Raw genomic sequence first — 12,337 nt, 5'->3', positions numbered from 1 at the left:
GTCGAGGTCTGGATGGGTCGATGTGGTTCTTTCGCCGGTGCGCTGGCTGGGCTGAGTGTGCTGGCCGCGAGTCCTCTCAAGGCTGCGGTGGTGTGCACCGGCCCCGGCTATCCCCCAGGCTGTGTGGAGGTCGAGCCAGTGGGTGTCGATGCCCGTCCGGGCGGACCGGTGGTCAATCCTTCCCCGGGTGTGGGCTACGGAGCGCCGGGAGCGGGATTGCGTCCGGCTGCCGGCCCAGGGGTGGGGCCGAATGCCGGTGGTCCAGTGAATCGGCCCGGTTATCGCTAGGTGCAGAGGGCCGGTGGGCTTGAGTTTCTGTGTCAGCTTGCAGCCAGCAAAGCCTGCAGCCCTGCCTCATCCAGCACCGGAACCCCGAGGCTTTCGGCCTTGCTGAGTTTGCTTCCGGCCTCCTCGCCGGCCACCACGTAGCTGGTTTTTTTGCTCACCGATCCGCTCACCTTGCCACCGGCGGCTTCGATCAGTTCCTTGGCCTGGCTGCGGCTCAGGCTGGGTAGGGTGCCGGTGAGCACGAAGGTCTGGCCGCTGAGCTGAGCGCTGGCGGCGCTGCGTTCCGCGGCGGCCTGGAGTTCTTCTTCACTGCTGGAGAGGCTGAAGCCCAGGCGTTCCAGCTCAGCCAGCAGGTTCAGGTTGGCGGCGGTGGCGAACCACTGCTGCAGGCTCTGGGCGATTTCAGCGCCGATGCCGAACACGGCGGTGATCGCGTCGGCGTGATCCGCGGCGGCTGCGGCCAGATCCGCGGCACTGGGGAAGGCGGCAGCGAGAGCTTTGGCGTTCACCTCCCCCACATGGTGAATACCGAGCCCATAGAGCTGCCGATGCCAGGGCTGCGCTTTCGAGGCGGCCAGGGCGGCCACCAGGTTGTCGGCGCTCTTCTGGCCCATGCGCTCCAGGCTGGCCAGCAGTGCCCCGTCGAGCCGGTAGAGATCGGCGATCGAGCTCACCAGGCCCCGGTCCACCAGCTGCTCGATCAATTTGCTGCCGAGCCCATCCACATCCAGCGCCCCCTTGCTCACCCAGTGGCGCAGGGCGCCGCGCAGGATCGCCGGGCAACTGCTGTTCACGCAGCGGGTGGCCGCTTCACCCTCCTCGCGCACCAGCTCCGAGCCGCATTCCGGGCAGGTGTGGGGCAGTTCGAGTCGCGCTGCATTCGCTGGCCGCAGCTCCGTGAGCACCCGCACCACCTCGGGGATGATTTCGCCGGCCTTGCGCACCACGATCGTGTCGTCGGCGTGCAGATCCAGTTCCGCCAGGCGATCGGCGTTGTGCAGGGTGGCGCGGCTGACGCTCGTGCCCGCTAGTGGCACCGCCTCAAACTCTGCCACCGGCGTCACCACTCCGGTGCGGCCCACCTGGCAGGTCAGACGCAGCAGCTTGCTGGGTGCCTCCTCAGCCGGGTACTTGAGGGCGATCGCCCAGCGCGGTGCCTTCTGGGTGAAACCGGCCGCATCCTGCAGACGCAGGTCGTTGAGCTTCACCACCACGCCGTCGGTGGCATAGGGCAGGGCTTTGCGGCCCTCCTGCCACTGGGCGAAGAACCCCTCCACCGCCGCCAGCGACGGCAGCAGTTCGGCGTTGGGATTCACCTTGAAGCCCGCCCGCTTCAGCCACTGCAGGCTCTCCCACTGGCTGCTGGGCCGAGCCGGATCGCCGGCGCCCGCCTGCCAGCCCTCCGGCAGGTGCAGCGTGTAGGCGAAAAAATCGAGACGCCGCGCCGCCACCACCTTCGGGTCGAGCTGGCGCAGGGTGCCGGCACAGGCATTGCGCGGGTTGGCGAACAGGGCCTCGCCGCGGGCCTCCCGTTCCGCGTTGATCGCGCTGAAGGTGCCATCGGGGATGAAGGCCTCGCCGCGCACCTCCAGCCATTCCGGTGGCTGCTCGAGCTGGAGCCGCAGCGGCACGGCGCCGATCGTGCGCACATTGGCGGTGATGGCCTCGCCCTGCTCGCCGTCGCCGCGGGTGGCGGCCCGCACCAGAACGCCCTGCTCGTAGCTCAGGGCCAGGGCATTGCCATCGATCTTCAACTCCCCCACCATCGGCAGCGCCGGCAGGGGGGCGCCGGCGCCAGGCTCGCGGTCGAGCACCCGGAGCAGCCGGGCATACCAGGCCTCCAGCTCGCCGATGTTGAACGCGTTGTCGAGGCTGAGCAGGCCGATGCGATGGCGCACGCTCTGGAAGCCCGCGGCAGGTGGCCCACCGACGCGCTGGGTGGGGCTGTCGGGGCTGCACAGGCTGGGATCCGCCTGTTCGAGTTCCACCAGTTCCCGGTAGAGCCGGTCATACACCGGATCCTCCATTTCGGGAGCATCCAGCACGTAGTAGGCGTGGGCAGCGCGATTGAGCAGGGTGCGCAGCTCCCGTGCCCGTTCCCCGGATGGGCGCGTCATCGTTGCTGGATCAGGCCTTCACAGGGTTGATCCGTTCGATGCGCCACGACTCTTCCACTTTGGTGAATGTGAAGTCGAGCGGGAGTTCCTCCTTGTTGTCAGCCAGCAGCTTCACGGTGAGGATGATGTTGCCTTCCTGCATGCGCGGCCGGCCCGACTTCAGGTTGCGGAATCGATTCAGTTTCAGGCCGGCGAGGAAGCGAATGAACTGTTGCCGGTTCACGTGCTGGCGGTAGGTCTTGGTGGTGAGCAGATAGGCGGCATCGATACGTCCGGCCGCCACCTGGGTGAAAAACTGCTTGATCAGCGGATTGATGCCGCGGGCGCTGAGCACCAGCTTCACCGCCGTGATCGTCCAGTAAAGAAGCAGGGCTCCAGCGCCGGCCAACAGGGCCTTGCTTCCGAGTTCCCGAACCAGAGCCAGATCCATCCGCGGCACGCAGTTGACGATGCGCAGTGAGTCTGACTGACTGCTGACCACCGGTGCCGCCCTGTCTTGTGTCTCTGGAGCCCCTGCTCCCCCTGTTTCACCGTCTGAACCGTGAGCACTTCGACGGCAGCCTGGTGCGGGGGCCGCACCCTCTGTTGGCGGTGCGCTGGAGTGATGGACGCATGACCCGGACCGCCGGCTTGTATCGCCGCGGCCCTGCGGTGGCACCCCCCATCGGTCGCGAGATCGTCCTGTCTCGGCCCTTGTTGGAGCCTTTGCCGAGGGCGGCGACGGAAAGCACGCTCTGCCACGAGATGATTCATGCCTGGGTGGATCTGGTCTTGGGCCGACGCGAGAGCCACGGACCCCAGTTCCGGGCGCGGATGGCCGCGATCAACGCTGCACAGGATCGCTTCGTGGTGAGCATCCGCCATCGATTTCCCGTGCCGGTCACGCCGCCCCGCTGGCTTGCGGTCTGTCCCCGCTGCGGTCATCAGCTGCCCTATCGGCGGCGTCTGCGCCAGGCGGCCTGTCGCCGCTGTTGCGAGCGTCACCATGGCGGCCGTTGGCACTCCAGTTGTCTGTTGCGCTTCGAGCCCTATGGGGGTGGGGATCCAGCATCTGACCAGGCCGCCGAGTGCCGGCATGGCTGAGATGGATCTGTTTCTTCTGGTGCTGCAGTGCGCAGGGATCAGCATCGCCCTGGTGGGTTGGCGACGGGAGTGTTGGTTGCGCCGCCGGCGTCGGTAACGTCAGGGCATGGATGCAAGACGGCAACAGGCCCAGCGCCTCGATCAGTGGATTGAAACCGGACGGCAGTTCGTGGATGGTGTCGCTGGCACACGCCCCGGTCGCCGCTCCGGCAGGGGAACGTCGGCCCGCCTCGACGCAGTGGGTCGCTGGGTGGGCGACAAGATCGATTGGTTGCTCGATGAAGAGGATGACGGCCGTGACGTCTGGCAGTCCGATGCACCTCTGCCGACGTCAATGTCACCGCAACGATCGATGGCTTCGCCATCCAGGGCCAAACAGCCGTCCAGGGCCAAGCAGCCGTCCAGGGCCAAACGTCCGCTGGAGGCGATCTCCAGGCGGCAACCGGCCCGGATTCCCCCCACGCCGCAGTCGCTTCAGCCAGCTGTGACCCGGGATGAAACTTGGCCAGATGACGCCTGGCCCGAGGAGAGCGACTTTCGGGTGGACCGTTGGCAGCGACCCGTGGAGCGTTCCCAACCCCGACGGGCGCCAGTGGAGCCGGCGCCCTCCAGTCGTCGTTCCCTGCCCCGGTCGAGTCGCCGCCGCGACTGAGCACTGTGTGTTGGTGTGCTTAGTCTTCGGACACCTGCGATGGCCCGATGAGCAATCTTGTGGTGGTGGGCTTCCCCAAGGTGGAGGAGGCTGAAGACGTCCGCCGTGAGCTGGTGGGCATTCAGCAGGAGCATCTGATTGCGCTGGAGGATGCGGTGGTGCTCGAGCATGCCGAGGATGGTCACGTCCACCTGCGGCAGGCGATCAACCTGGCGGCTGCCGGTGCGGTGGGCGGCAGCTTCTGGGGCATGTTGGTGGGTCTGCTCTTCGCCAATCCCCTGCTCGGTCTGGCGGTGGGAGCCGGTGCTGGTGCCGCTTCGGGAGCCCTCAGCGACATGGGCATCAATGATCAGTTCCTGCGCGATCTCGGTGAGACCCTGCCGAAGGGAACGGCGGCGCTGGCCCTTTTGGTGCGTGAGGCAACGGCCGATCGGGTGATCGAGAAGCTGCGTCGCCATGCTCCCCACGCCCGTCTGATTCAGACGAGCCTGAGCCATGCCGATGAGGAGAGCCTGCGGGAGCAGTTGGAGAAGGCCCGTCAGCAGGCGGAAGCCCTGCGCCTGGCCTGATAGGGGCAGCCGCGCTGATTGAGCTGGGCATTGACGTCGTCGACCAGCTCAGCGGGAAGATCTTCCGCCATCTGATCGGCGGTGGCATTGATGGCGGCTGAGCCTTCGGTCATCGCCTCCAGGAGAGCCACCCACTGCTTCACGTGTTGATCACGACTGACAGGCCTGTACCCCCGGGTTATCAGCAGGTCACGGCAGACCTCTCCGTTCCAGCGACATCCACGGGGGTGACACTGGGGGCCCTGAAGCGAGGCGGCGCCGGCTTCGATGGCGGCCGGGGTGGGCCGGCCGTGGCGGTCGAGCCAGCCCGCCTGATCGAGGGCCCGTTCACAGTGACGGGCGGAAATGCCGAAGAGCTGCCCCAGTTCGGAGAGGCTCAGCCAGGTGCGGTGTGCCATCGGATCGGGTGGGCGGTTGCCACCATGATGGGCCCAGCACATTTCACCGCAAGTTGTCAAGAGGAAAACGGGACAATCCGATCCATTCCTTCATGACGTCAGGTGAAGTGCATCCCGCGGTGCTGGGCCCAGCCACTGTTCCAGAGCAGGGCTGAACACCTCGCGGATCACCGTCAGCTCCCGGCCCTGGCGAAAGAAGCGGTAGTGGCGGCTCCAGAACGGACCGCCTGCAGCGAAGCCCGTCTCCAGCCAGGGGCTTTGCACCAAGGCGAGCCCATCCACCTCGCGGAACAGTTCCGAACGCCCCTGGGTGAGGCTCAACCAGATCGGCAGGTCGCGGTCCTGCAGGTGCTGGTCGGCCTCGGCCTGATTCCACCAGCTCTCGGCCCAGGCCAGGGTCTGACCGCCGCAGGCGAGCCACACCTGGCGCCGCAGGAGGGGGTGACGCAGCTCCCGCACTTCCCGTGGCGCCCCTGCCATGGTGACGTCGGCCTCCATGGCGATCAGGCGCACGGCCACCGGATGACCTGTGAGCAGGCGCAGATGGCGGGTGGGGCTGCCGTCTCCCAGCAACAGCAGGCGCCAGGGACCGGGGAGATCCCAGGGGCCGTCGCCGCCGATCACCGCCGCGGTGGCAGCATCCCAGAGCGGTTCCGGTGAGGGCAGCAGGGCTGAGGCGTTGCTCAGAAGGCGCCTCCCACCGTGAGGTTGCGCTGCTGGCCCTGGCGTTCAATCACGGCACCACTGGCCTGCACGGAGTGGAGGCGCCAGCCGCTGTTGCCGATCAGCTCGCCGGGGGTGGCGGAGAGGGAGAGCTGGTCGAGCCGGAAAATCGCCGAGCCCTTGCCACCACCCGCATGCACCACCCCCACCAGCAGCGGTTCCGGCGCAGCAGCCGGTTGCGGGGCAGTGTCAGTACGCGGAGCGGTGTCAGTGCGCGGAGCGGTGGCGACTGACGGGCTGGCTGTCACCGGGCTTTCTGCCGCCGGGGCTTGGTCGCTGGGAAGGGGACTGGCCGGCAGCGGAATCATCACCGGCTCCAGGCTGGCGGGGAGCTGGATGGGGTCGCCGGCGGTCGCGCTGGCAGGTTGGGGCTCCGCGGTGGTGGGCGGCAGGTTGCGCACCCGTTCGATCAGCTGCAGATCTCGTTCACGATTCAGGGCTGCCTGTGTGGTGTGCCAGTTCCGGGCCAGCCAGAGGCTGATGGCCACACTCGCGACCGTGGGGACGGCAAACAGCAGCAGTAGCAGCCGTCGGTGCCACCAGCCCGTTGCTCTGGATTCAGGGGGCGTGCGTTCTGTGGGTTCAACGTTGAGGGGCGCAGGATCCACCCGCACCTGCACTGCCTCGAGTGTTCGCTCGCCATCGCTGAACACCCGATCCATCACCTGCTCGGCACGCAGGTTCCAGTAGGCCCTGGAGGTGGAAAGGCGTGGTGGCACTGCAGACCGTTGTCTGCTGCAACGCTATCGAGAGGCTGGCGTGGAGGCGAGGTCTGCCGCGCCGGGCTGGCGACGACGTTGCTGCAGTTCCAGCCACACCAGGAGAGCGGTGAGATCCGCCTGGCTGACGCCTGGGATCTGGCTGGCCTGGCCAAGGCTGACCGGACGCACGGCCGCGAGTTTTTCCCGTGCCTCCCGCGAGAGGGTGCCGATGTTGGTGTAATCCAGATCCGCCGGCAGGCGGCGTTGTCCCTGGCGCTTCACCTGATCGATCTGCTGTTGCTGCCGTTGCAGATAGCCGCTGTATTTGATGTCGATCTCGGCGCCTTCGCGCACCGGCAGGGGCAGGTCGGCATCGGCCAGGCCGTGGCGCACCAGGTCGGCGCTGTGCACTCCTGGTCGCCGCAGCAGGTCGGCCAGTGTGATCGATCCTTTGATCGGTGCGCCAGTTTCCGCTTCCACCGCAGACGCCACCGGATCGCTCACCTTGAGGCGTTGCCGTTCCAGGCGTTGTGTTTCGCCTTCCAGCGCCGCCAGTTTCTCCTGGAACAGGTGCCAACGGCGGTCGTCGATCAACCCCAGCTCCCGGCCCAGAGGGGTGAGGCGGCGGTCGGCGTTATCGCCGCGCAGCACCAGCCGGTACTCACTGCGGCTGGTGAGCACCCGGTAGGGCTCGCGCAGATCTTGGCTCACCAGGTCATCGATCATCGTGCCGATGTAGCTGCCTTCCCTGGGGAAGTGCACCGGCTCCTGGCCGCGAATGCGGCGGGCGGCGTTGAGACCGGCCACCAGGCCCTGGGCCGCGGCTTCTTCATAGCCTGTGGTGCCATTGAGCTGGCCGGCGCTGAAGAGGCCCTCCACCCGCTTGGTTTCCAGCGAGGGCAACAGCTGGGTGGCCGGCAGGTAGTCGTAATCCACCGAATAGGCAGCCCGCAGCATCACGCACTGTTCCAGGCCGGGCAGGCTGCGCAGCAACTGCAGTTGGATCGGCTCGGGCAGGCCGGTGGAGAAGCCCTGCACATAGATCTCCGGGGTGTCACGCCCTTCCGGTTCGAGGAAGATCTGGTGGCTGTCCTTGTCGGCGAAGCGCACGATCTTGTCTTCGATCGAGGGGCAGTAGCGCGGGCCTTTGCTGTCGATCACGCCGCCGTAGATGGCGGTGAGGTGAAGGTTGTCTTGGATCAGCTGGTGGGTGGCGGCTGTGGTGCGGGTGATGTGGCAACTCATCTGTTCACCGCTCACCCAGGCCGCCGGGTCAAAGGAAAAGAAGCGATCAGCAGCGTCGCTGGGTTGCTCTTCAAGTTGATCGAGAGCGATGCTGCGCCGGTCGACGCGGGCGGGGGTGCCGGTCTTGAGGCGGTCGGTGTGGAAGCCGAGTTGCTGGAGCGCTTCGGTGAGACCTTCGGCGGCCTGCTCACCGGCGCGGCCAGCCGCCATCGATTGATGGCCCACCCAGATGCGGCCCCCTAGGAAGGTGCCGGCGGTGAGCACCACGGCCCTGGCGCCGTAAACGCTGCCGAAATAGGTGCGCACGCCGGTGATGCGTGCGGCCGCTCCTTGCCGCGGATCCCAGTCGTCGCCGCCACCTGTGGGATCGCCTTCGATCTCCAGGCCCGTCACCATCGCTTCGCGCAGGGCCAGATTGGGGGTGTGCTGCAGCAGTCGCAGCATCTGACGGGAATACTGGCGCTTGTCGGTCTGGGCGCGTAGGGCCCAGACGGCCGGGCCGCGACTGGCATTGAGGATGCGTTTCTGAATCGCCGTTGCATCGGCCAAACGACCGATGACGCCACCGAGGGCATCCACTTCGTGCACCAGCTGGCTCTTGGCCGGGCCGCCCACGGCCGGATTGCAGGGCTGCCAGGCGATGCGGTCGAGGTTGAGACTGAACAGGGCCGTGTTCAAGCCCAGCCGAGCGGCGGTGATCGCGGCTTCGCAGCCGGCATGGCCACCCCCCACGACGATCAGGTCGAAGACTTCAGTTGGCGGCGTTGACAACGGCATTGGGTCATTCTCAATGTTCGTGGGGTTCAGTTGAGCGCGACGGGCTGGAAGGGTTCGCGGCGGAAGCGCCGATAGATCTCGAAGTCGCTGGCGAGCGTGAGGATCTCAGCGATGTCCAACCGCTCGGACAGGCAGATCAACGTGAGATCAGCAAAATCACCGGGCAGGTCGGCGTAGCGCTCGTTGAGGTCCGCCACCCGGGCATAGTCCTCAGGCAGCAGCGGGCTCGATTCGATGCCGCCGCGGCTCACAGCACGCAGCAAGTGGTTCTGGGCGGCCAGAACCCTGGTATCGCCGGGGTCGCCCAGTAGCCAGAGCACTTCGGCCACGCAGATCGGCGAGGTGATCAGCTGAGCGCAGGTCTGGTCGAAGAACGCCACCACCGCCTGATGCAGGGGCTCGCGCTCCTGGTAATAGCTCAACAGCACCCCGGAATCCACCAGGATTCGCCTCATGGCCGCTGTTTCCTGGCGAGGCGTTCCATCAGTAACTGGCGCCGCATCGGCCGCTCGGCTCCGCCCTTGGGCAGGGTGTTGAGGAAGTGGCTGGGGTGGCCGCCGATCCGTTCGGTGATCGAGGGAGCGCTCTGGAGCTGCTGCCAGCGTTGGCGGATCAGTTCGCGCACCAGTGCACTTTTGTCCTGGCCCGTGCCGGCCACTAACTCATCCAGGCAGTGCTGAGTTTCGGGATCAAGCCGGACCGTGAGCGCCATGGCTCGAAAAGGTGAGCGTGTTACGGATTTCCATCATAGTAATACGACTGGTCGGCTCGGGTGCTCTGCGTCAGTCCTCGCTCGCTGATACGCGGCAGCGAAACGTTATGCGTGTGAGCCTCGGCTTGCTACGCCGCCAGGTTGCGGAAGCGGGTGAACTGGGGCTCGAACAGCAGTTTCACCGTGCCGACTGGGCCGTTGCGGTGCTTGGTCACGATCACTTCGGTGATGCCCCGGTCGGGGGTTTCCGGGTTGTAGTACTCATCGCGGTAGATCATCAACACCAGGTCGGCGTCCTGTTCGATCGAGCCTGATTCGCGCAGGTCGCTGAGCATCGGCCGTTTGTTGGTGCGCGACTCCACGCCCCGGCTGAGCTGGGAGAGGGCGATCACCGGCACGTTCAGTTCCCGGGCCATCCCCTTCAGCCCCCGGGTGATCCGCGAGAGCTCCTGCACCCGGTTGTCGGGGGTGGAACCCTCCATCAGCTGCAGGTAATCAATCACCACCAGCCCCAGATCCCTGCCCTGTTCTGCCATGAGTCGGCGGCAGAGCGATCGCATCTCGAGCACGCCCGAGTTGGGCTTGTCGTCGATGTAGATCGGCAGCTGGCCGAGGGTGTTGATGCCCTGGCCCAGCAGTGGCCACTCATCCTGTTGCAGACGACCGGTGCGGAGGCGCCCGGATTCGATGCCCACTTCCATTGAGAGCAACCGGTAGGTGAGCTGCTCTTTGCTCATCTCCAGGGAGAACACGCACACCGGCAGGTTGTGGAGCTGCGCCACGTTCTTGGCCAGGTTGAGCACGATCGAGGTTTTGCCCATGGCCGGCCGTCCCGCCACGATGATCAGATCACTGCGCTGCAGGCCCTGGGTCATGGCATCCAGGTCGTAGAAGTTCACCGGGATGCCCGCCACCGAGGTGCCGAGGGAGCGGCTCTCGATCTCGTTGAACGTGCTGGTGAGGATCTCGGCCGTGGGCGTCAGCCCCTTGGATGGTTTTTCCTGGCTGATCGCAAAGATCGTCTGTTCTGCCTGGTCAAGCACCTGGTCCATCGGCAGGCTCTGGTCGAAGCCGAGCTGGATCACTTCATTGCCTGATCGGATCAGCTGGCGGCGCAGGAACTTGTCCATCACCAGGCGGGCCACCTGCTCGATCGATGCCGTGGTGGCCACTCGTTCCACCAACTCCACCAGCCGGCCGCTGCCGCCCACTTTCTCCAGAGCGCCGGTATCCGCGAGCCAGGCGGTCATGGCGGTGAGATCCGTGGGTTTGCCCTGGCTGTGGAGCATCACCGCTGTGCGGTAGATCTCCCGATGGGCACCGAGATAAAAGGCTTCCGGCTGCAACACATCAGCCACACGACCGATGGCATCGGGGTCGAGCAGGATGCCGCCCAGAACCGCCTCTTCCGCCTCCAGGTTCTGGGGCGGAATCGAGTCGGGCAGCGCTTCGAAATGGGGTTCATCCCTCCGGCGCCCCTGGCTGAAGCCACGGCGCCCCCCTCCGGCGGACTCGCCGCCTGGTTCATTGAGGGGAACGCTCACCATGGCGTTGTGGGCTCACAAACGAATACCCACTCTGGCGCACCCTCTGATCAGTAGCTGACCACTTCCAGGTTGATTTCAGCGGTGACGTCGCTGTGAAGCTTCACCTTCACCTTGTAAGAGCCGGTGCGGTGGATGTCGGGCACGGTGATGTCGCGACGATCCACTTCTTTCTTGGTGGCGGCTTCGATCGCTTCGGCCACATCGCCATTGGTGACGGTGCCGAACAGCACTTCGTCGCCACCGGTTTGCTTCTTCACGGTGAAACGACCGATGGTGTCGAGCGCTGTGCGGAACGCCAGGGCCTCCTGCTTGAGGGCGGCCTGACGTTCCGCTTCCTTGGCGCGGCGGTGCTCCACCTGTTTCATCACGGCCGGCGTCACGGGAACCGCTTTGCCGAAGGGGAGCAGGAAGTTGCGGGCGTAGCCGGGGGCCACTTCCACCAGATCCCCATCCCGACCGAGGCTGAGAACGTCCTCATTCAGAACGACTTGAACGCGCTTGGCCATGGCTATCGGTTGCGGACGGGGACAGATGGGCGATCGATCAGCTTAGGACGCGACCGGCAGGCGGATTTTGCTGGCCAGGCCGATGGCTCGCATCAAGCGAATGTGCTGCCAGGTGAGGTCGATCTGTCCGGGTTGGAGACCGTGACGGGCGGAGTGGGGGAAGGCGTGGTGGTTGTTATGCCAGCCCTCGCCAAAGGTGAGCGCGGCCACCCACTTGTTGTTGCGGGAGGCGTCGCCGCTCTCGTACACCACCTCACCCCAGCAGTGGGTGGCGGAGTTCACCAGCCAGGTGATGTGATACACCAGCACCAGGCGCAGGGGGATGCCCCACAGCACCAGGGCCCAGCCGCCGGCACCGGTGACCGTGCCGATCCAGAAAAGCAGACCGGCCAGGGGCAGTTGCAGCAACAGGAAATTGTTGTTGAGCCAGCGGTAGTAGGGGTCGCTGACCAGATCACCGCTCATCCGTGGCACGGCCTGCATGGCCGGGATGGGTTCAAACATCCAACCCATGTGGCTCCACCAGAAGCCGCGATGGCTGTTGTGGTGATCCGCATCCGTATCCGAAAACTTGTGATGGTGACGGTGCAGTCCCACCCAGTCGATCGGGCCGTGCTGGCAGCTCAGGGCGCCACAGGTGGCGAAGAAGCGCTCCAGCCAGTGAGGAACGCGGAAGGAGCGGTGGGAGAGCAGGCGGTGATAGCCGATCGTCACCCCCAGGCAGGCGGTGACCCAGTAGAGAACCAGCAGGGTGGTGACCGCTTGCCAGCTCCAGAATCCGGGCAGAAGGGCGACGATGGCGAGCACGTGGATCCCGATCATGAAGCCGATGGTCCCCCAACGCTTGCCCTGATCAACACTCACGGGTGCTTCGCCTTTGCGAGGTTGGTGCAGGGCAGCCGCCTTCTTGAGGGCAACGTCCGGTGCGGCTGGTCGACTCGGCGGCGATGGCGCCGTGATCACGCTGGAGGCCATGACTTGTTCCCTTGACTACCGATAAACTACATGTGATCAGTATC

The 12,337-nt window shown here is 66.0% G+C and carries 15 protein-coding genes; 4 read left to right on the top strand and 11 right to left on the bottom strand.

From position 1 onward, the window contains the following. The first annotated feature begins 12 nt into the window (after positions 1 to 12). Positions 13 to 288 (top strand): hypothetical protein, encoded by a 276-nt coding sequence (locus tag SynRS9909_RS13200; RefSeq protein WP_007101233.1) that lies wholly within the window; start codon positions 13 to 15, stop codon positions 286 to 288. Between the two features lie 32 nt (positions 289 to 320). On the opposite strand, the gene ligA is transcribed toward SynRS9909_RS13200, so the two are convergent. Both ligA and SynRS9909_RS13190 read right to left on the bottom strand, forming a co-directional pair. Beyond that, a complete protein-coding gene (gene ligA, locus SynRS9909_RS13195; protein WP_007101234.1) occupies positions 321 to 2,405 on the bottom strand; it encodes an NAD-dependent DNA ligase LigA in 2,085 nt (694 codons plus the stop codon). 10 nt (positions 2,406 to 2,415) lie between these two features. Beyond that, positions 2,416 to 2,835: a hypothetical protein gene (locus tag SynRS9909_RS13190; protein WP_007101235.1), complete on the bottom strand. Its 420-nt coding sequence runs from the start codon at positions 2,833 to 2,835 to the stop codon at positions 2,416 to 2,418. A 68-nt stretch (positions 2,836 to 2,903) separates the two neighbouring features. Here SynRS9909_RS13190 and SynRS9909_RS13185 point away from each other — a divergent pair, with 68 nt between their 5' ends. From SynRS9909_RS13185 to SynRS9909_RS13175, 3 genes are all read left to right on the top strand, one after another. Then, on the top strand, positions 2,904 to 3,488 hold the full coding sequence (locus SynRS9909_RS13185) for a SprT family zinc-dependent metalloprotease (RefSeq protein WP_007101236.1): 585 nt from the start codon (positions 2,904 to 2,906) through the stop codon (positions 3,486 to 3,488). 106 nt (positions 3,489 to 3,594) lie between these two features. Further along, complete coding sequence (locus SynRS9909_RS13180) at positions 3,595 to 4,140, top strand: hypothetical protein (RefSeq protein ID WP_007101238.1); 546 nt, start codon at positions 3,595 to 3,597, stop codon at positions 4,138 to 4,140. A gap of 47 nt (positions 4,141 to 4,187) precedes the next feature. Next, positions 4,188 to 4,709 carry a DUF1269 domain-containing protein gene (locus SynRS9909_RS13175; protein WP_007101239.1) on the top strand — a complete coding sequence of 174 codons (522 nt, stop codon included), beginning with the start codon at positions 4,188 to 4,190 and terminating at the stop codon, positions 4,707 to 4,709. On the opposite strand, the gene SynRS9909_RS13170 is transcribed toward SynRS9909_RS13175, so the two are convergent. From SynRS9909_RS13170 to SynRS9909_RS13130, 9 genes are all read right to left on the bottom strand, one after another. Further along, positions 4,679 to 5,107: a hypothetical protein gene (locus SynRS9909_RS13170; protein ID WP_038001789.1), complete on the bottom strand. Its 429-nt coding sequence runs from the start codon at positions 5,105 to 5,107 to the stop codon at positions 4,679 to 4,681. The two genes, SynRS9909_RS13175 and SynRS9909_RS13170, sit on opposite strands and share 31 nt — an antisense overlap. Before the next feature lie 90 nt (positions 5,108 to 5,197). Continuing rightward, positions 5,198 to 5,776 (bottom strand): chorismate lyase, encoded by a 579-nt coding sequence (locus tag SynRS9909_RS13165; RefSeq protein WP_186593850.1) that lies wholly within the window; start codon positions 5,774 to 5,776, stop codon positions 5,198 to 5,200. A gap of 14 nt (positions 5,777 to 5,790) precedes the next feature. Next, on the bottom strand, positions 5,791 to 6,549 hold the full coding sequence (locus tag SynRS9909_RS13160; RefSeq protein WP_007101242.1) for a hypothetical protein: 759 nt from the start codon (positions 6,547 to 6,549) through the stop codon (positions 5,791 to 5,793). 24 nt (positions 6,550 to 6,573) lie between these two features. Next, positions 6,574 to 8,553 carry a tRNA uridine-5-carboxymethylaminomethyl(34) synthesis enzyme MnmG gene (gene mnmG, locus SynRS9909_RS13155; RefSeq protein WP_038001011.1) on the bottom strand — a complete coding sequence of 660 codons (1,980 nt, stop codon included), beginning with the start codon at positions 8,551 to 8,553 and terminating at the stop codon, positions 6,574 to 6,576. A gap of 26 nt (positions 8,554 to 8,579) precedes the next feature. Beyond that, on the bottom strand, positions 8,580 to 9,008 hold the full coding sequence (locus SynRS9909_RS13150; RefSeq protein WP_007101244.1) for a type II toxin-antitoxin system VapC family toxin: 429 nt from the start codon (positions 9,006 to 9,008) through the stop codon (positions 8,580 to 8,582). Beyond that, a complete protein-coding gene (locus tag SynRS9909_RS13145; RefSeq protein ID WP_007101245.1) occupies positions 9,005 to 9,265 on the bottom strand; it encodes a ribbon-helix-helix protein, CopG family in 261 nt (86 codons plus the stop codon). The genes SynRS9909_RS13150 and SynRS9909_RS13145 overlap by 4 nt, the downstream gene beginning before the upstream one ends. A gap of 128 nt (positions 9,266 to 9,393) precedes the next feature. Further along, positions 9,394 to 10,812 (bottom strand): replicative DNA helicase, encoded by a 1,419-nt coding sequence (dnaB, locus tag SynRS9909_RS13140; protein ID WP_007101246.1) that lies wholly within the window; start codon positions 10,810 to 10,812, stop codon positions 9,394 to 9,396. Between the two features lie 47 nt (positions 10,813 to 10,859). Next, positions 10,860 to 11,318 (bottom strand): 50S ribosomal protein L9, encoded by a 459-nt coding sequence (rplI, locus tag SynRS9909_RS13135; protein ID WP_007101247.1) that lies wholly within the window; start codon positions 11,316 to 11,318, stop codon positions 10,860 to 10,862. Positions 11,319 to 11,360: 42 nt separating this feature from the next. Continuing rightward, complete coding sequence (locus SynRS9909_RS13130) at positions 11,361 to 12,293, bottom strand: fatty acid desaturase (RefSeq protein ID WP_007101248.1); 933 nt, start codon at positions 12,291 to 12,293, stop codon at positions 11,361 to 11,363. Positions 12,294 to 12,337: the final 44 nt, after the last annotated feature.

The sequence above is a fragment of the Synechococcus sp. RS9909 genome (assembly GCF_014279595.1).
GTDB lineage: Bacteria > Cyanobacteriota > Cyanobacteriia > PCC-6307 > Cyanobiaceae > Synechococcus_C.
Note: the sequence above shows the minus strand (reverse complement) of the source record. Positions and strands in the feature narration are given on the sequence as shown.